General features: G+C 68.5%; 18 protein-coding genes. 3 read left to right on the top strand and 15 right to left on the bottom strand.

Annotated features, from left to right (window positions below; translation table 11 throughout):
* Positions 1-3: 3 nt before the first annotated feature.
* The 11 genes from ASF43_RS14805 to ASF43_RS14755 all read right to left on the bottom strand — a co-directional run bounded on the left by ASF43_RS14805 (position 4) and on the right by ASF43_RS14755 (position 9929).
* A complete protein-coding gene (locus ASF43_RS14805) occupies positions 4-969 on the bottom strand; it encodes an ABC transporter substrate-binding protein (RefSeq protein WP_056182386.1) in 966 nt (321 codons plus the stop codon).
* A 203-nt stretch (positions 970-1172) separates the two neighbouring features.
* Complete coding sequence (locus tag ASF43_RS14800; protein WP_056182383.1) at positions 1173-1628, bottom strand: type II toxin-antitoxin system VapC family toxin; 456 nt, start codon at positions 1626-1628, stop codon at positions 1173-1175.
* A 2-nt stretch (positions 1629-1630) separates the two neighbouring features.
* Positions 1631-1948, bottom strand: a complete 318-nt coding sequence (locus ASF43_RS14795; protein WP_056182381.1) for a type II toxin-antitoxin system Phd/YefM family antitoxin — start codon at positions 1946-1948, stop codon at positions 1631-1633.
* A gap of 97 nt (positions 1949-2045) precedes the next feature.
* Positions 2046-2963: a dihydrodipicolinate synthase family protein gene (locus ASF43_RS14790; RefSeq protein ID WP_056182378.1), complete on the bottom strand. Its 918-nt coding sequence runs from the start codon at positions 2961-2963 to the stop codon at positions 2046-2048.
* 169 nt (positions 2964-3132) lie between these two features.
* On the bottom strand, positions 3133-4005 hold the full coding sequence (locus ASF43_RS14785; protein WP_056182374.1) for an oxaloacetate decarboxylase: 873 nt from the start codon (positions 4003-4005) through the stop codon (positions 3133-3135).
* Positions 4006-4009: 4 nt separating this feature from the next.
* Positions 4010-4798, bottom strand: coding sequence for an SDR family NAD(P)-dependent oxidoreductase (locus tag ASF43_RS14780; RefSeq protein WP_082497864.1), 789 nt, complete (start codon positions 4796-4798; stop codon positions 4010-4012).
* The gene (locus tag ASF43_RS14775; protein WP_056182369.1) at positions 4795-5583 is read right to left on the bottom strand and encodes an SDR family oxidoreductase; all 789 of its coding nucleotides are present in this window, start codon (positions 5581-5583) and stop codon (positions 4795-4797) included. The genes ASF43_RS14780 and ASF43_RS14775 overlap by 4 nt, the downstream gene beginning before the upstream one ends.
* Positions 5580-6596 (bottom strand): TRAP transporter substrate-binding protein, encoded by a 1017-nt coding sequence (locus ASF43_RS14770; protein ID WP_156373321.1) that lies wholly within the window; start codon positions 6594-6596, stop codon positions 5580-5582. The genes ASF43_RS14775 and ASF43_RS14770 overlap by 4 nt, the downstream gene beginning before the upstream one ends.
* Before the next feature lie 32 nt (positions 6597-6628).
* Positions 6629-7906: a TRAP transporter large permease gene (locus ASF43_RS14765; protein ID WP_056182364.1), complete on the bottom strand. Its 1278-nt coding sequence runs from the start codon at positions 7904-7906 to the stop codon at positions 6629-6631.
* Positions 7903-8433, bottom strand: a complete 531-nt coding sequence (locus ASF43_RS14760) for a TRAP transporter small permease (RefSeq protein WP_056182361.1) — start codon at positions 8431-8433, stop codon at positions 7903-7905. The genes ASF43_RS14765 and ASF43_RS14760 overlap by 4 nt, the downstream gene beginning before the upstream one ends.
* 86 nt (positions 8434-8519) lie before the next feature.
* Positions 8520-9929, bottom strand: a complete 1410-nt coding sequence (locus tag ASF43_RS14755) for an FAD-binding oxidoreductase (protein ID WP_056182357.1) — start codon at positions 9927-9929, stop codon at positions 8520-8522.
* 146 nt (positions 9930-10075) lie between these two features.
* On the opposite strand from ASF43_RS14755, the gene ASF43_RS14750 reads away from it, so the two are divergent.
* Entirely contained in the window at positions 10076-10756 is a 681-nt protein-coding gene (locus tag ASF43_RS14750) for a GntR family transcriptional regulator (RefSeq protein WP_156373320.1), read from the top strand.
* A 16-nt stretch (positions 10757-10772) separates the two neighbouring features.
* Here the strand turns inward: ASF43_RS14750 and ASF43_RS14745 are convergent, their stop codons facing one another.
* The gene (locus ASF43_RS14745) at positions 10773-12476 is read right to left on the bottom strand and encodes a long-chain fatty acid--CoA ligase (protein ID WP_056182354.1); all 1704 of its coding nucleotides are present in this window, start codon (positions 12474-12476) and stop codon (positions 10773-10775) included.
* Positions 12477-12669: 193 nt separating this feature from the next.
* Between ASF43_RS14745 and ASF43_RS14740 the strand changes: the two genes are divergently transcribed.
* Positions 12670-13902, top strand: coding sequence for a GGDEF domain-containing protein (locus ASF43_RS14740; RefSeq protein ID WP_056182352.1), 1233 nt, complete (start codon positions 12670-12672; stop codon positions 13900-13902).
* 9 nt (positions 13903-13911) lie between these two features.
* Here the strand turns inward: ASF43_RS14740 and ASF43_RS14735 are convergent, their stop codons facing one another.
* Positions 13912-14571 (bottom strand): YceH family protein, encoded by a 660-nt coding sequence (locus ASF43_RS14735; protein WP_056182348.1) that lies wholly within the window; start codon positions 14569-14571, stop codon positions 13912-13914.
* Entirely contained in the window at positions 14568-15602 is a 1035-nt protein-coding gene (locus ASF43_RS14730) for an isocitrate/isopropylmalate dehydrogenase family protein (protein ID WP_056182346.1), read from the bottom strand. The genes ASF43_RS14735 and ASF43_RS14730 overlap by 4 nt, the downstream gene beginning before the upstream one ends.
* Before the next feature lie 231 nt (positions 15603-15833).
* Here ASF43_RS14730 and ASF43_RS30740 point away from each other — a divergent pair, with 231 nt between their 5' ends.
* On the top strand, positions 15834-16067 hold the full coding sequence (locus ASF43_RS30740) for a hypothetical protein (protein WP_156373319.1): 234 nt from the start codon (positions 15834-15836) through the stop codon (positions 16065-16067).
* A gap of 287 nt (positions 16068-16354) precedes the next feature.
* Here ASF43_RS30740 and ASF43_RS14725 read toward each other — a convergent pair whose 3' ends face one another.
* Positions 16355-16678 (bottom strand): hypothetical protein, encoded by a 324-nt coding sequence (locus ASF43_RS14725; RefSeq protein WP_156373318.1) that lies wholly within the window; start codon positions 16676-16678, stop codon positions 16355-16357.
* Positions 16679-16796: the final 118 nt, after the last annotated feature.

The following is a 16796-nucleotide window of genomic DNA, read 5'->3' as shown; positions in this document are numbered from 1 at the left end:
GCTTTACTTGATGAAGCTGGCGTCGTACATCGCGGCCCAGTTGTCGGGCTGCTTGCGGATCACGCCAGCGTCCTGCAGGATGACTGCGGCTTCCTTCATGAAAGTCTCCAGCTCACCGGCGAAGAACTTCTGGTTGGCCGCCTTGTCCTGCCAGCGCAGGAAGCTGGCGGACTTGGCGAAGGCCTCGCCGGTCTGCTTGACCGCGCCGCCCATGATCTCGTTGGACTTGGCAGTGTCGGACTTGATCATCTCCAGCGCCTGGAAGTACGAGTCCACCAGCGCCTTGGCCGCGGCCGGGTTGGCCTTGAGCCAGTCGGGCGCGCAGCCCAGCGTGTCCTGGATGTGCGGGAAGTCCAGCGTGGTCGCCAGGATCTTGCCGGCGGCCGGGTTGTCGCGCACGGTGGACAGGTAGGGCTCGTAGGTCACGGCCGCGTCGTTCTGGCCGGTCACGAACGACTGTGCGGCCGGCTGCGGCGCCAGCGTGACGGTCTTCACGTCCTTCACGCTCATGCCGTTCTTGCTGAGCAGCCAGGCCAGCGTGAAGTACGGGGCCGTGCCGGGTGCGTCCACCGCCACGGTCTTGCCCTTGAGGTCGGCGAAGGACTTGATGTCGCCGCGCACGGCGATGCCGTCGGCGCCGTAGGACTTGTCGAGCTGCACGATCTGTGTGATGGGCACGCCGTTGGTGTTCCAGGACACATGCGTCTCCACCGTCGTGGCGGCGCACTGGATGGACTTGGAGGCCAGCGCCAGGTGGCGGTCCTTCTGCGGGATCATCTTGATCTCCACGTCCAGGCCGTTCTTCTTGAAGATGCCGGCGCGGTCGGCCAGCGTGAGCGGCGCAAAGCCGGTCCAGCCGGACATGCCGATCACCACCTTGGTCTGGGCCGCCGCGCCCTGGGCGAAGCCGGCCAGGCATGCGCTGGCGGCCAACAGGGTTGCGAGCTTGGAGAAAACAGTCTTGGCCATCCGGCACTCCTGGGGTTGGGTTTGAACGCTTGGGTTTCGCCGACGGCAACCCAGGGACGGGTCGCACGCCGCGCAGTCTCATTCGCTTGAGCAGACCTGTATATACAGACTAACCCCATCGGTGCACCAAATGGAGTCAAAGAATGAGTCTGCTTGGTGCGCGAATTGGGGCGAGGGTCTGGTTCGCTGCGAATGCAGCAAGCTCAGCAGGAACCGCGCCAGCCCTCACGCACGTCGAACCAGTTCGCCAACTTCAGCCCGTCGATGCCGCGAAAGTCGCGCGTGTTGCGGGTCACCAGGGTCAGCCCTTGCGCCAGGGCCGTCGCAGCGATCTGCGCATCAGGTTCTGCAAGCGGCCGACCGCGTGCCTGTTGCGCGGCCCGCAGTTCGGCATGGCGCCGGGCGGCAGCCTCGTCATACGCCAATTTGGGTAACGCGCCGGGCACGGCGTGGACGAAGCGGGTGAGTGCGTCCTTGCGCTGCCCGTCGGGCAGCCGCAGCACACCAAATAGCAATTCGTGCCAGACGATCATCGGCAACGCCGACGCGTCGGCGTGCGCCGCGAAGGCATCCAGCACGTTCATAGAGGGATCCGGGCGCGCCAGTTCCGACACGATGTTGGTGTCCAGTAACCAGCGCGGTATGGGGCGCGTGGCCATGGTCAGCGCCTGGCACGCCTGGTCGCGGGGGATTGCGTCCAATCGACTGCGCGCGTCGGCTGACGATCACGCACATCGGCCCAGGGATCGGACATGTCGCCCTGCTCGGCCAGCACACCGGCATGCTCGGTGCGCCAGTCCCGCAGCCGCGCCGCAGCGCCGTCGCCAGCGGCCACCAGCCGCTGGTACTGGGCCACCGACATCAGCACGGCCGCGGCCTGGCCGCGGCGCGAGATCAACACCGGTTCACCACCTTGATCCAAGCTGCTGAGGGCTTCGGCCAGATGGGCACGTGCTTCGCTGAAGGGGATCGTGTGCATGGTCGGCTCCTGAACTCAAAAACGTACAAGTCGATTGTACAAATCCAGGCCCGCTCCCGCCAAGGTGATGCCCCCTGAGCCAGCAGAGCGCAGATGCTCAATCCTGGCTACGATCCAGCGCGAAGCTGGCCATCTGCGCCTCGATGCGCGCCAGCTCGGCGTCATCCAGCGCCACCAACGGTGGCCGCACGCGGCGCCAGCCGGCGTCCCCGTCCAGGATGGCCATGATGGCCTTGAACGCAGCCGTCATGCCATAGCCCCCCAGGATGTCCAGGAAGGCGCGCACGCGTTGCAGGTCGCGCTGCGCCGCCTCCTCGCCCTGGGCCAGCGCCAGGCGGCCGACCAGGTGCGGCATCACGTTGGCGATGCCGCTCACCGCGCCCAGGCTGCCGCGCGCGCCCATGGTGGGCAGGTCGGGTTCGTTGCCGACCCACACCTGCATGCCGGGCATGAAGGCCTCGGCGTAGGCCACCGAGTCGGTGCGTGTGCAGCCGCTGTCTTTCAGGCCGACGATGGTGTCGGGGTACAGCAGGCGCAGCGTGGCGATGACCTGGTGCGACAGGCGCACGCCCGAGACCTGGGGGATGTGGTAGAGCACCACGCGCAGGCGCGCATCGGCCACGCCGTCGATCACATAGCGATAGGAGTCGATCACGCCCTGGTCGGGCACGCCCTTCAAGAAGAACGGCGGCAGGATCAGGCAGCGCGTGACGCCCACCGAAAGCGCGTGGCGCGTGAGTTCCAGCGTGTCCGGCAATGCCGCGCAACTGGTCGAGACCAGGATGCGCTCGGCGGGCACACCACCGGCGATCAGGCCTTCGAGCGCGGCGCGGCGCTCGGCCACCGTGAACGACGGGCCCTCGCCCGTGGTGCCGAAGGGCGTGACGCCGGTGCAGCCGCCGTCGATCAGCGCCTTGGAATGCTTGGCGAACTTGGCAATGTCGATGCCGAGGTCGGCGTTCAAGGGTGTCAGCAGTGCGGGCCAGATGCCGGCATGGGGAACAGTGGTCGTCATGGCAATGTCCTTGGGGTGAACTGTTGTTGGGGTAGTGGTCTACAGCTCCGAAAGCCGGGAAGCAGGCCGTGCCAGGACACCCGCGGAACTGGCTCTGCCAGGCCGCTGGGTGTGCCCCCTGGGGGGTATGGGATGTCTACACGCAGTGAGACATCCAAACGGGGGAGAGTCATGTGCTTGCGCCGTACTGCTCGTCCAGCTGCTGGTGGTGCGGCAGGCCCACGGTGTCGGCAAAGGCGGCGTACGACAGGCCGGGCTGCGCCAGCGCTGCGGGCGTGCCGCCGGCATGCAGGGCGGCCAGGGCTTCCTGCACGGCGCGCGCGGCACTGAAGAGCGCCGTGACGGCGTAGAACACGATGGAAAACCCCAGGGCCTGCAGCTCGGGCGCCGTCAGGGCCACGGCCGGCGTGCCGTCCACGATGGAGACGACCTTGGGGCCGGCCACGCGGCGCGCCACGGCCTCCACCTCGGCCACGGTCTTGATGCCGTCGACGAAGACCAGGTCCACGCCCGCGTCCTGGTAGCGCTGGGCGCGCGACACGGCCTCGTCGATGCCGGCGGCCGGCAGCGCGTCGGTGCGGCCGATCAAGAGCAGCGCATCCTCACCACGCGACTGCACGGCACAGCGCAGGCGGCGCGCGTTCTCGGCCGCGTCGATCAGGCGGATGCCGGACATCTGGCCGCAGCGCTTGGGTGCCACCTGGTCTTCCAGGTGGATGGCCGCGACACCGGCCTGCACGTATTCGCGCACCGTGCGCTCGATGTTGGACGGGCCGCCGTAGCCGGTATCGGCGTCTGCGATCACGGGGATACCGACGGCGCGCACCATGTCGCGTGCGTGCGTGGTCATCTCGGTCTGCGTCAACAGGCCGATGTCGGGCTGGCCCAGCCGCGTGGCGGTGGCGCCGAAGCCCGTCATGTAGACCGCGGCAAAGCCCGCGCGCTCGACCAGGCGGGCGCTCAGGCCGTCGTATGCGCCGGGCGCCTGGACGATGGTGCCCGCCGAGAGCAGTCGTTTCAGGGAGATTGCAGGATGTGTCATCGGTTCAGCTCATCATCAGGCCGCCATCGACGTTGATGGCCTGGCCGGTCATGTAGTCGGATTCCGGCGCCGCGAGAAAGGTCGCGACATCGGCCACGTCCTCGGGCCGCTGCGGCCGGCCCAGAGGGATGCCGGCGATGCGCTGTTGCCACACCTGGCCTTCGCCCAGGCCTTGCAGCGCGCCCCAGTCGCGGTCCATGCCGCGCCACATCTCGCTTTCCACCAGGCCCGGGCAGATCGCATTGACGGTGAGCTGCGGCGCCAGTGCGACGGCGGCCGACTGCGTGAGGCTCAGCACCGCGGCCTTGCTCGCGCGGTAGTGCGGGATCACGGCGGCAATGGGCCCCGCGCCAGGGCGCCCGGCGATGGACGCCATGGTGATGATCTTGCCGCGCGGCCGCCCCTCGGCCTGCGGCGCCTGCTGCAGCATCTGGCGTGCGGCGGCCTGCAGGCTCAGGAAGCAGCCCTTCACGTTGACCCCCAGCATGCGGTCCCAGTCGGTTCCATCCAGTTCGAGGAAGGGCTTGAGCTGCATGATGCCGGCGTTGCAGACCATCACATCGAGCCGGCCATGCGCGGCGACGATGCGGTCGACCAGGTGGTGGCACTGGGCGGCGTCGGTCACGTCCGCCGGCACGCCCAGGGCGCCGATGTCCTCGGCCGCGTTCTGGCAGCGTGCGGCATCGATGTCCGAGACCACCACGCGCCCGCCACGCGCGGCGAACCTGCGCGCCACGGCCAAGCCGATGCCCTGGCCCGAGCCGGTGACGGCCACGACCAAGGGTGCAGTCATGCGACGGGCTTCTTGCGGACCAGCGGCTGGTCCTGCACATAGGTGCGGTTCCACACCGGCGAGATCACCAGCTCGTTGACGCACACATGCGCGGGCGCCTCGGCGATGAAGCGGATGGTGCGGCCCAGGTCGGCCTCCTGCAGCATGCGGGCCTTGTCGGCTTCGGTCGGCTGCACCGGCCGCTTCTTGAGGATGGGCGTGGCCACCTCGCCCGGGCACAACGACGTGGCGCGCAGGCCGTTCACGCACTCCTCGATGTTGAAGGAATGCGTGAGCGCCATCATCGCGGCCTTGCTGGCCGTGTAGGCCGGGCCCGTCATGTACTCGTAATGGAAGCCCGCGAACGAGGCCACGTTGATCACCGTGCCCTGCCCGCGCGCGCGCATGCCTTTCACCACCGCCAGCGTGCAGTAGGTCGCACCGTTCAGGTTGATGCCCACCACATCGGCGAAGGTCTCGGCGTCGGTGTCGCACCAATAGCGCTTGGGGTAGTTGAGCCCGGCGCTGTTGACGAGGATGTCGACGCGGCCCAGCTCGGCCTGGATCGCATTCGCCACGGCGTTGACGGCCTTGGCATCGGCCACGTCCAGCGGCCTGGCCGTGATGCTGCCCGCTGGCGCGCCGCGCGATGTGGCCTCGGCGATGGCTGCGTCGAGCTTGGCCGCGTCGCGGCCCGAGATCACGACCCGTGCGCCGGCCTTGGCCAGGTCCACCGCACCGGCCAGGCCGATGCCGCTGCCGCCGCCCGTGACCCAGGCGACCTGCTCTTCAAGCAAACCGCTCATTGCCCGCGGATCCGCTTGAGTTCCTCGCTGACCAGCGCGATCGGCTCCTCGCCGATGGCCTTGGCGTGGCGCTCGTAGATCACCTTGGTCTTCTCGCGGATGCGCGCCGTCTCGGCCGGGCTGATCTCGTTGACGGCCATGCCCTTGCTGCGCAGGTTGTCCACGCTCTTGGCTTCCATCGCACGGTTGGCCTTGCGCTGCTCTGCACGGCCGACCACGGCGCAGTCCTTCAGCACGCCCTGCTCCTGCGGCGACAGGCCGTCCCAGATCTTCTTGGAGAACAACACCAGCGTGGGGCTGTAGGCGTGCTTGCTCAAGGTCAGGTACTTCTGCACCTCATAGAACTTCATGTTCTCGATGTTGGTGAACGGGTTCTCCTGGCCATCGACGGTCCTGGTCTCCAGCGCCGAGTAGACCTCGGTGAAGGCCATGGGCACGGCGTTGCTGCCCAGGGTCTTGAACGTGTCCAGGTAGACGTTGTTCTGCATGACGCGCATCTTCACGCCGTCGAAATCCTCGAACTTCGTGATCGGGCGCTTGGAGTTGGTGGTGTGGCGAAAGCCGTTTTCCCACCAGGCCAGGTTGACCAGGCCCACGGCCGGCATCTTGGCCGAGAACCAGTCGCCCACCTTGCCGTCCAGCAGCTGGTCGGCCTCGGTGGCGGTGTTGAACAGGAACGGCAGGTCGAACACGCCCAGCGCCGGCACGATGGAGACCACCGGCGCGGTGGAGGTCAGCACCATGTCGATGGAGCCGGTGCGCACGCTCTGCGTGCTGGTCAGGTCGCTGCCCAGCGAGCCGTCCCAGAAGGCCTGGATCTTCATCTTGCCGCCGGACTTCTCCAGCGTGCAGGCGCCCATGGCGGCCAGGCCGTTGCCCATGGGGTGTTCCTTGCTGACGCCGTTGGAGACGCGGAAGTTGCGGCTCTGGAACTGGGCGTTGGCGCTGCCTGCGGCGAAGGCCAGCGTGGCGGCGGCCACCGCCGTCACGGCAGCGCGGGAAGTCTTGTGCATGGTCATGTCTCCAGGGGAAAAGGGGAAATGGGTCAGCTCAGCCACTTGAGCGGCACGAGCACGAGGTCGGGGAACAGCACGAGCAGGAACAGCACCGCCAGCTCGGCCCACAGGAAGGGCCACAGGCCCTGCATGAGGTCTTTCATCGAGATCCTGGCCACGCCGCACATCACGTTGAGCACGATGCCCACCGGTGGCGTGATGAGGCCGATGGCGTTGTTCATGATGAACAGCACACCGAAGTACACCGGGTCGATGCCGGCCTCCTTGATCACGGGCATCAGCACCGGCGTGAGGATCATCAGCGTGGGCGCGAAGTCCAGCGCCGTGCCGACGACGACCACCAGCGCCATGATCACGAACATCAGCACGATCTTGTTGAACATGAAGGGCTGCAACATGGCCGAGACCTGCTGCGGCACCTCCGACGTGGTGATGAGCCAGGCCGAGACCAGCGCGGCGGCGATCAGGAACACCACCACGGCCGTGCTCTTGGCCGCCGACACCAGCAGCGGGTAGAGCCCGCGCAGCGGCAGTTCGCGGTAGACGAAGGTGCCCAGCACGAAGGCGTAGATGCAGGCCACCACGCCGGCCTCGGTGGGCGTGAACACGCCGAACTTCAGGCCGCCGATGATGCCCAGCGGCATCAGCAGTGCCCAGATGCCGTCGAACGCGGCCCGGCCGCGCGCCGCCATGCTCTGGCGCGGCAGCACGGACACCTGGTCGCGCCGCGCCACCCACTGCCAGGTCAGCAGCAGGGCCAGGCCCATCATCAGGCCCGGGAAGATGCCGGCCAGGAACAGCTTGCCGATGGACACGTTGGCGATCACGCCGAACACGATGAGGCCGATGGACGGCGGGATCACGGGCGCGATCACGCCGCCGGCGGCGATCAGCCCGGCCGCGCGCGGCACGTTGTAACCGGCCTTGCGCATCATCGGGATCAGCAGGGCGCCGATGGCCGCCGCATCGGCCGCGGCGCTTCCCGAGATTGCGGCCATCAGCACCGAGGCGAAGATTGCCACCACGCCCAGGCCGCCGCGGATGTGGCCGACCCAGGCCAACGCGAAATTCACGATGCGCTTGGAGATGCCACCGGCGTTCATGAGCTCGCCGGCCAGCATGAAGAAAGGGATCGCCAGCAGCGGGAAGCTGTCGGCACCTTCCACCAGCTTTTGCGACAGGATGGTGGTGTCGATCTGGCCCTGGGCCACCATCAGTGCAGCGCCGCAGACCAGCAGCGCGAACGCGATCGGCAGGCCCAGCATCATGGCGCCGAGCAGCGAGAAGGTGAAGACGGCAATCGTCATGGGCGGGCCTCCACCGGGGTGGTGGGATGCAGGTTCTCTTCGCTCTCGCTGATGGCCACCAGCTCGTCGTCGGCGATCTCGTTGCGCGCGATGCGCCACAGCGTTCGCAATGCCATCGCACCGATGGCAATGGCGGTGAGGTAGGCCACGCCAAACACCCAGATCATCGACATGCCCGTCACCGGCGCGGCCGTGGTCGCGTTGATCTCGTGCTGCACCCAGGTGCCGCGGAACATCATCACGCAACACAGCAGGGTCAGGCCCTGGCACAGCGCCAGGCAGACCAGCTTGCCGCGGCGCGAAAGCTTGGTGACGAAGTTGTCCATGCCCAGGTGCGCGCCTTCGCGCATGGCGACGATGGCGCCGATGAAGGTGAGCCAGATGAAGAAGAAGCGCGACAGTTCCTCCGACACCTGGATGCCGGAATTGAAGGCGTAGCGCAGCAGCACGTTGCTGAACACCATGAGCACCATGCCCAGCAGCAGCATGGCCAGCACGAACTCGATGGCCTTGAAGAGGCGATTCATCAATGCCGCCCGGCCGCCCGAAGGCGTTGATGCGTCCCCTCGGGGGGCAGCGATACACGGAGCGATGAGCGTGGGGGTCTGTGCATTCAGATCACCTTGCCGGGATTGAGCAGGTTCTGTGGATCGAGCGCGGCCTTCAGCGTGCGCATCAGCGCGATCTCTTCGGGGCTGCGCGCGTACGACAGGTAGGGCTTCTTGGCCGTGCCGATGCCGTGTTCGGCCGAGATGCTGCCCTTGAAATCACGCACGGTGCCGTAGATCACCTCGTCCATGCGCTTCTTGGGCTGCTGCTCGATGGACAGGCCTTCGACCCAGGCCACCAGGTGCACGTTGCCGTCGCCGATGTGGCCGTAGTAGACGCTCTGGCAACCCGGGATCTGCGCCAGCAGCGCGGCCTTGCACTGGGCGGCGAAGGCGTCCATGTCGCGCACCGCGAGCGCCACGTCGTACGAGACGTGGGGGCCGAGGGCCTGGAAGAACTCGGAGCAGGCGTCGCGCAGGGCCCAGAACGATTGGGTGTCGGCCACGGACTGGGCCAGCGCCGCATCGGCCAGCCCGCCGCCATCGGCGAACTGCTCCAGCCAGGCCGCGAAGCGCGGACCGTCGACCGCCTCGTCCGTGCCCTGGGCTTCCACCAGAACATAGAAGCCGTGCTGGCCGGCCACGGGCGGGCGCACGCCCACGCGCTGGGTCACGACCTCCCAGTAGTCGGGCCACATGACCTCGAAGGCCGACAGCAGCGGCCCCAGGCCGCGCCGCGCGGCGCCCAGCAGCCGCACCACCGACGGATAGTCCGGCAGCGCGCACAGCGCCGACATGGTGCAGCCCGGCTGCGGGTGCAGGCGCAGCACGATGCGCGTGATGATGCCCAGCGTGCCTTCGCTGCCGATGAACAACTGCTTAAGGTCGTAGCCCGCGTTGTTCTTCATCATCTTGTTCAGGCTGGTCACGATGGTGCCGTCGGGCAGCACCCATTCGAGGCCCAGTACCAGTTCGCGCGCCATGCCATAGCGGATCACGCGGTTGCCGCCGGCGTTGGTCGACAGGTTGCCGCCGATCGCGCAGGAGCCGCGCGAGCCCAGGTCCAGCGCAAAGTACAGGCCGGCCTCGGTGGCGGCGCGCTGGACCACCTCCAGCGGGGTGCCGGCGCGCACCGTCATGGTGGCGCTGTCGGGGTCGATCTCCTCCACGCCCACCAGTCGCTCCAGCGACAGCGCGACCCAGCCGTCCTCGGGCCGCGCGCCGCCGCACAGGCCGGTCAGGCCGCCCTGGGGCACGACGGGCAGGCCCGCCTCGCGGCAGGCGCGCAGCGCGGCCGACACACCGGCCGCGTCCACCGGGCGGACCACGGCCAGCGGGTTCGTGGGCGACTGGGTGCTCCAGTCGTTGCGGTTGCGCTCGGGCACGTGGTTACCGATCAGCACCGCGGCCGCACCGAGCTCGTCACGCAGGGCCGAAAGCACGTCGAGGGCTCCCGCCGTAGGGGTCATGTTCATGGGCCGCAGTATCCTTGTATGTAAGGTACTGAGGCACTAGTACTAATACCAATGGCAGAATACAGCCGGGCACCGTGCGCGCTTGGATCGATCTGCGAGACTCGGGCTGCCCTGCCCTGCCGGGCATATCCACAGGAGACCGCGCCGTGAACGGCACCAGCTTCAAGATCGAGACCCCCCGTTCGCTGGCCACGCAGGTCGCGCAGCGGCTGCGCGATGCCATCGTCGATGGCCAGTTCGCGTTGGGCGAGATGATCCCGGAAGAGCAGCTCGCCAGCTCGTTCGGTGTCAGCCGCACGCCGGTGCGCGAGGCCTTGAACCAGCTGCAGCTGCTGGGCCTGGTGGCCATCAAGCCGCAGCGCGGCAGCTATGTGTTCGAGGCGACCGAGACCGACGTCGAGGCGTTGTGCGAGTTCCGCAGCCTGATCGAGCCGCGTGCGGCCGAGCTCGCCTACCGGCACGCGCGCGACGCTGCGATCGCCGACATCAAGGCGGCCATTGCCGAGATGGCGGCCGCGCGCAAGGGCAAGGACGGCGTGCGCTACAGCCGCGCCGACACGCGCCTGCACGAGGCGTTCGTGGCCCACTGCGGCAACAGCTACCTGCAGGCGGCCTATGCCACGGCCGGCGCCAAGATCGCGGCGCTACGCACCCATTTGTCGGCGCCGGCCGATGTGCTGCGGCCGGCCGGCTACGAGCAGCATCAGCAGATGCTGGCGTACTTCAGCGATGGCGACTTCGCGGCCTTCGACGCCCTGATGCGCGTGCACGTGGCCGGCACGCGCGAGAGCTATGTCGCCAACCTGAAAGCGCGCCGGGCCGCTTGAGCCGCGCGCCGGCGCCCTACTTCGCCGGCGCTTCCTCGGCCTCCTGCAGCAGCCGCCACATCACCTTGCCGCTGCCGCTCTTGGGAAGCGCATGCACGAACTGCACCTGGCGCGGCACCTTGTAGGTGGCCATGTTGTCGCGGCACCACGCGATGATCTCCTCGGGCGTGGTGTGCTGGTGCGTGGGCCGCAGCACCACCACGGCCTTGACGGACTCGCCGCGGTAGGCGTCCTGCGTGCCGATGATGCAGGCCTCCTGGATGGCGGGGTGCTTGTACATCAGCAGCTCCACCTCGGCCGGCCAGACCTTGAAGCCGCTGGCGTTGATCATGCGCTTCAAGCGGTCGGTGATGAAGAAGTAGCCTTCCTCGTCCATGCGGCCCATGTCGCCGGTGCGGAAGAAGCGCTTGCCCTCGAATTCGATGAACGCGGCGGCCGTGGCGTCGGGCCGCTTCCAGTAGCCCTGGAAGACCTGCGGGCCGCAGATGATGATCTCACCCGATTCGCCCACGGGCAGCTCCTGCAGCGTGTCGGGGTCGACCACGCGCGCGTCCACGCCCATGAAGGGCATGCCCAGGCATTGCTGCTTGGCGTGCACGGCCGGGTTGCTGTGCGAGGGCGCGGCCGTCTCCGTCAGGCCGTAACCCTCCTGGTAGGACAGGCCGAACTGCTCCAGCAGCCGCTGCGCCACGGCCTGCGGCATGGCCGCGCCGCCACCGCCGATGTAGTTCAGGCTGGACAGGTCGTACTCGGCGAACTTCGGGCTGGCCATGAGGTCGATGACCATGGTGGGAATGTTGGTCCAGCTCGTCACCTGCCATTTGGAGATCAGGTGGCCGGCCACGTCGCGGTCCCAGCGCGGCATCACCACCAGCGCGGCGCCAGCCATGATGGCGGTGTGCATCATGCTCACGATGCCGGTGATGTGGAACATCGGCACCACGGCCAGCACCACGCTGTCGGCGCTGGCGCTGCCCCACAGCGCGCCGGCCACGGCGTTGTGCATCAGCGTGGCATGCGGATGGATGCAGCCCTTGGGCAGGCCGGTGGTGCCGCTGGTGTAGGGCAGCAGCGCCATGTCCTGCGCACCGACCACATGCGCGGGCGCGGGCGTGCCGCGCGCCAGCACGTCTGTCCACGCATGGACTTCGCCGCCCTCTAGCGCAGGCAGCGCATGGCGCGTGAGCAGCCAGTCGCGCCAGGCCGCGGCCATGGCGGGCGTGTCGGCCGCCGCGACATCGAAGGCGTCGGTGAACTGCGTGACGACCAGGTGCGCCAGCCGCTGGCCGGCCGGCAATGCGTCGCTGGCCTTGGCCATCTCGGGCGCCAGGTCGCCCGTGGTGATGGCCACGCGCGCGTCGGAGTCGCTGATGGCGTGCTTGAGCTCTTCGGCCTTGTTCATGGGATTGACGGGCACCACGACGGCGTTGGCGCGCAGGATCGCGAAATGCGCGATGACCAGCTGCGGCGTGTTCTGCATGTCCAGCACCACGCGGTCGCCGCGCTGCACGCCCAGCGCATGCAGCGCGCCGGCCAGGGCCTCGGCCTGCGCCAGCACGTCGCGGTAGGACAGCACGCGGTCGAAGAACACCAGGGCCGGCTTGTCCGGATAGCGCGCAGCGCTGGTGGCCAGGTTGTGCCACAGCGAGGTGGCCGGCACGGTGATGGCGTGCGGCAGCCGTGCGGGCCAGAACTTGTGATGCGGGCGAGAAGCGGGCATGGGTGCGGTGTCTCCTGTAAAGCGGCGAGCCTAAGTGGGCGGCCCGGTGGGCGCATCGGTGAAGGCCCGCAGTCTGCCGCGGGCCTGCGCGGGCCATGTCCCGCACGCGACCGGCCCGCCCCCGACCAGTGGCGCACCGCGCTGTACCGGCGGGCTTTTTCAGCCGGTCCATCTGGCCTACCATCCCAGAGCGATGCGCTTGCCAGTCACCCCGCCCGCGGCCACCGACACGCGCTACGGCCAGCAGCTGCACGCCGGCTTCAAGCGCCTGCGCTTCGAGCCGGCGCTGGAGCAGGAATTCCGAGCCGCCACCCTGCAGGCGAGCACCTACCCCACCCTGGTTGCGCTGCTGACCGGCACCGTGATCTGGCTCATGTTCTGTGCCATCGACGTTCTGCGGCTGGACTTGCTGCAGCAGTTCCCGGATTGGTCGCCCAGCCTGTGGCAGCTGGTGGTGGCGCGCGTGGTGGTGCTGCTGGCGCTCGCGGTCAGCGCGCTGGTGCTGTGGTCCGGCACGCGCCCCTACCGCCAGTGGACGCTGATCCCGGGCCTGTTCCTGTTGCTGACCATCGCCGGCACCGTGGCCATCTCGGTCTACCGCGAACTCGGCGTGCCGCATGACAGCTTCGTGCTGGCGCTGGTCGTGATGGCCATCTTCCTGCCGCTGGGGCTGGTGTACGCGCAGATGCTGGCGCTCGCGGTGGTCTGTATCGGCCTGGTGGTCCTGCTCGGCACGGTGATGCCGCAGCGGGCCACCGTGCTGCCCGTGCCGGTCGTGCTGCTGGCCACGGCAGCGGTGAGCGCGATGGGCGCCTACATTCGCGAGTACGCCCAGCGCGAGCAGTTCCTGCTGCGGCATGAACTGCAATGGCAGGCCAGTCGCGACGCCTTGACGGGGCTGTTCAACCGGCGCGAGTTCAACAGGCAGCTGGACGCCGCGATCCCCCTGGCGCACCAGTCAGGGCAGCCGGTCGCCCTGGTTCTGGTGGATGTGGACCACTTCAAGCTCTACAACGACAGCTACGGCCACCAGGCCGGCGACCTGGCGCTGCAGCGCGTGGCGCACACGCTGGAGCATCTGGCCGCCGCGCACGGCGGCCGGGCGTTCCGGACCGGCGGAGAGGAGATGGCCCTGGTCCTGCACGACGCCACGGCAGCCGATGTGCAGGAACTGCTCGCGCGCCTGCCGCTTGCGGTGCAGTCGCTGGGCATCGAGCACGCCGCATCGCCGGCCAGCGCCGGCCTGAGCGTCAGCGCGGGCTGTGCGCTACTGCTTGGCGGCGAGACTGCGGCCTCGCTCTACAAGCGCGCCGACCAGTTGCTCTACCAGGCGAAGTCGGCAGGCCGCGACCGGGTCGTTCTGGCGCCGGACATGGGCGGTGACGGGCTGCACCGGCCAGGCACGCCGCACAGACCGGTGACCTGACGCGCAGGTTCAATCCGCCGGCAGCCCCAGCTCCGCGCACAGCCGCGCCACCGTGGCCTTGAGCGCGGCCACCTCGCCCTGCAGCCGGCCGACCTGCGCGCGTAGCGCCGGCACCTCGCCCATCGGGTCGCTGGCCACGGCAGACGCCTCCAGCGCAGCCACGGCCTGCGGCGCCTCGCCCGACAGCAGGTGCATCCAGCGGTGCTCGCGCGCGCCGGGCAGGCGCTCCAGCCGCGCCACCAGGGCACCGGCCGGGCGCGCCGCGAGCTCGTCCAGGAAGGCCTCGACCGAGGAGGTGTCGGCGAAGTTGTGCATGCGCTCGCTGGCGATGCGCAACTCGCCGGCGGTTTGCGGGCCCCGCAGCATCAGCACCGTGAGCAGTGCCAGCGACTGCGAAGGCACGCGCAACACGCCATCCGCGTTGTGGGCATAGCGCATGACGCGGCCGCCGCTGCTTTCGGCCACCAGGCTGCGCGCGCGCAGGTTGTCCAGCGCGTCCTGGACCTGCGCCTCACCCAGTTCCAGCACCGGGTTGCGGCTGGTTTTCTGGTTGCAGCCGGACAGCAGCGCGTTCAGCGTCAGCGGATAGGTGTCGGGCACGGTGCGCTGCTTCTCGACCAGCACGCCGAGCACGCGGGTCTCTGCCAGCGACAGGATCGGCAGGCTCATGCGCCGCCCTGGATCCGCGCCACCAGCGCCTGCGTGAACGCCGCCGTGCCGGCCTTGCCGCCCAGGTCGCCGGTGCGCACGTTGTCAACGTTCAGCGTGTCGTCGATGGCCTGCCGCAGGCGCCGTGCCAGCTCGGGCCGTTGCACATGCTCCAGCATCAGCGCGCCGGCCAGCAGCAGCGCCGTGGGGTTGGCGACGCCTTTGCCCGCGATGTCGGGCGCCGAGCCGTGCACGGCCTCGAAGATGGCCGCGTCGGCGCCGATGTTGGCGCCCGGCGCCATGCCCAGCCCTCCGACCAGGCCGGCCACCAGGTCGGACAGGATGTCGCCGAACAGGTTGGTCGTGACCAGCATGTCGAACTGCCAGGGATTGAGCACCAGCTTCATCGCGCAGGCGTCCACGATGATGGTCTCCAGTTCGAAGCGGCCCTTGTACTTACGCTCGTAGATGTCCAGCCCAGTCTCCAGGAAGATGCCGGTCAGCGCCTTCATGATGTTGGCCTTGTGCACGATCGTGACCTTCTTGCGGCCAGTTGCCACCGCCGTCTCGAACGCGTACTCGAGGATGCGCCGGCTGCCGGCCCGGGTGTTGATGCCCGTGGCCATGGCGACCGCATGCGGGTCCTCGTCAATCTTCACGTAGTGCTCATGGCCGATGTACAAACCCTCGAGGTTCTCGCGCACGACGACCAGGTCGATCTTGTCGAAGCGGCCGCCCGGGATCACGGTGCGCGCCGGGCGCAGGTTGGCGTAGAGCTGGAATTCCTCGCGCAGGCGCACGTTGGAGGAACGGTAGCCGCCGCCCGAAGGCGTCTCCAGCGGGCCCTTCAGGGCCAGGCGCGTGCGGCGGATGCTGTCCAGCGTGGCTTGGGGCAAGGGGTCGCCGGCGGCCTGCACGCCGCCCAGACCGGCGATCTGGCGGTCCCATGCGAAGGGTGCACCCAGCGCGTCGAATGCAGCCAGCGTGGCGTCGACGATTTCCGGGCCGATGCCGTCGCCCGGGATCAGGGTGGCGGGAATGGGTGTGCTCATGGCGGCTTCTCCTGCAAGACGGGCGCGGCAACAGGGGCCGCGCCACGGAAAAGCAACATTGTTACCCCGGCCCGAAAGCGCCCACGTCACGCAGACTTTGGTGGGCAAACAACAGCCCAGGAATAACCGCCCAGGTCTGACTGACAACTTCCGCACTGAAGCCGCCCAAATCCGCGCGCATACGTGTTTCTGCACACATACAAATTGATACGTCCCGGGATACTCGCCGCCATGAAAGCAAACCAATGGACCGTTCGCGCAGTCCGTACTCTCCATGGCCAAGAGTTCGCCGTCTACGAACTTGGCCCTTATCGCTTCAAGCTTTGGGCGCGTGTCGTCGCCTGGCTGGAGACGAGCGACGGCCCCGTCTGGCAGCAGTACTGCGCGATCGTGGTCACGGCACCGTCCGCCCATCGCGCTGCGCCCTCCACCGGCCATGAGGGCTGGCTGCGCGCTTCGGCGTGACCCGATGAGGACACTGGCGGTGACGCCATCGAGGAGCAGGAGCACCGGGACGTCGCGGCGGTGGGGCGCGCCACCCGCTGGCGATTGAAGCGCACACGGCTTCGTCGCGCGAGCCGTTGACCACATCGGCCGACGCGCCAGACATGCAGTCGCATGGACGCCGGTTGCCAAATTTCGGGCGGGTGGCGGTGGTGCCGCTCAACCCACAGCCTGTGCTGGAATCCAACGGGTGCCCGTCTCGAGTGGTCCTGCGGCTGTGCAACGCGGGGCCGAGACGGTCGGGTCGCTCACTTGGCCGTGTAGCGGTAGCCTTTGGCCTGCAGACATTGCTCGAAGGCGACATGCCGCGCACCGTCGTTCATGTCGGTCTGGGCCGCACGGTCACGCCGGCCCAGCGGCGCGCATTGGGCCTGGCCGTAAATGCTGGCGCATTGCGTGTCCGTCGCTAGCGGTATTTCCGGTGCATTGAGCATCTGCGGCGGGTGCGCCTCGGCCGCGCGCAGCCCGCATTCCTTCTGGTCGGCGCTGGCCTGCGCATCGGTCACGCCCGGCTTGGTCCAGGTGCCGCATCCCGTCAGCGCCAACACCACGATCCACAAGGCTGTTCGCATCTCGTCTCCTATACCGGGTGCGCTACTGGGTTGCTCGTCGGCCTTGGCACCATGCAGGCCGCGCAACCAGTATCGGAAGCGCGGAGCCGCCCGGTGTCGGCGCACGTGCTACACGGCT

It is taken from the genome of Pseudorhodoferax sp. Leaf267 (genome assembly GCF_001422405.1).
Classification (GTDB): Bacteria; Pseudomonadota; Gammaproteobacteria; order Burkholderiales; family Burkholderiaceae_C; genus Pseudorhodoferax.
This window is presented reverse-complemented; position numbering and strand designations above follow the sequence as displayed.

What these genes read in the sequence shown, in the direction of transcription:
- ASF43_RS14805 (WP_056182386.1), bottom strand. Translation starts at nt 969, where the DNA reads ATGGCCAAGACTGTTTTCTCCAAGCTCGCAACCCTGTTGGCCGCCAGC.
- ASF43_RS14800 (WP_056182383.1), bottom strand. Translation starts at nt 1,628, where the DNA reads ATGGCCACGCGCCCCATACCGCGCTGGTTACTGGACACCAACATCGTG.
- ASF43_RS14795 (WP_056182381.1), bottom strand. Translation starts at nt 1,948, where the DNA reads ATGCACACGATCCCCTTCAGCGAAGCACGTGCCCATCTGGCCGAAGCC.
- ASF43_RS14790 (WP_056182378.1), bottom strand. Translation starts at nt 2,963, where the DNA reads ATGACGACCACTGTTCCCCATGCCGGCATCTGGCCCGCACTGCTGACA.
- ASF43_RS14785 (WP_056182374.1), bottom strand. Translation starts at nt 4,005, where the DNA reads ATGACACATCCTGCAATCTCCCTGAAACGACTGCTCTCGGCGGGCACC.
- ASF43_RS14780 (WP_082497864.1), bottom strand. Translation starts at nt 4,798, where the DNA reads ATGACTGCACCCTTGGTCGTGGCCGTCACCGGCTCGGGCCAGGGCATC.
- ASF43_RS14775 (WP_056182369.1), bottom strand. Translation starts at nt 5,583, where the DNA reads ATGAGCGGTTTGCTTGAAGAGCAGGTCGCCTGGGTCACGGGCGGCGGC.
- ASF43_RS14770 (WP_156373321.1), bottom strand. Translation starts at nt 6,596, where the DNA reads ATGCACAAGACTTCCCGCGCTGCCGTGACGGCGGTGGCCGCCGCCACG.
- ASF43_RS14765 (WP_056182364.1), bottom strand. Translation starts at nt 7,906, where the DNA reads ATGACGATTGCCGTCTTCACCTTCTCGCTGCTCGGCGCCATGATGCTG.
- ASF43_RS14760 (WP_056182361.1), bottom strand. Translation starts at nt 8,433, where the DNA reads ATGAATCGCCTCTTCAAGGCCATCGAGTTCGTGCTGGCCATGCTGCTG.
- ASF43_RS14755 (WP_056182357.1), bottom strand. Translation starts at nt 9,929, where the DNA reads ATGAACATGACCCCTACGGCGGGAGCCCTCGACGTGCTTTCGGCCCTG.
- ASF43_RS14745 (WP_056182354.1), bottom strand. Translation starts at nt 12,476, where the DNA reads ATGCCCGCTTCTCGCCCGCATCACAAGTTCTGGCCCGCACGGCTGCCG.
- ASF43_RS14740 (WP_056182352.1), top strand. Translation starts at nt 12,670, where the DNA reads ATGCGCTTGCCAGTCACCCCGCCCGCGGCCACCGACACGCGCTACGGC.
- ASF43_RS14735 (WP_056182348.1), bottom strand. Translation starts at nt 14,571, where the DNA reads ATGAGCCTGCCGATCCTGTCGCTGGCAGAGACCCGCGTGCTCGGCGTG.
- ASF43_RS14730 (WP_056182346.1), bottom strand. Translation starts at nt 15,602, where the DNA reads ATGAGCACACCCATTCCCGCCACCCTGATCCCGGGCGACGGCATCGGC.
- ASF43_RS30740 (WP_156373319.1), top strand. Translation starts at nt 15,834, where the DNA reads ATGAAAGCAAACCAATGGACCGTTCGCGCAGTCCGTACTCTCCATGGC.
- ASF43_RS14725 (WP_156373318.1), bottom strand. Translation starts at nt 16,678, where the DNA reads ATGCGAACAGCCTTGTGGATCGTGGTGTTGGCGCTGACGGGATGCGGC.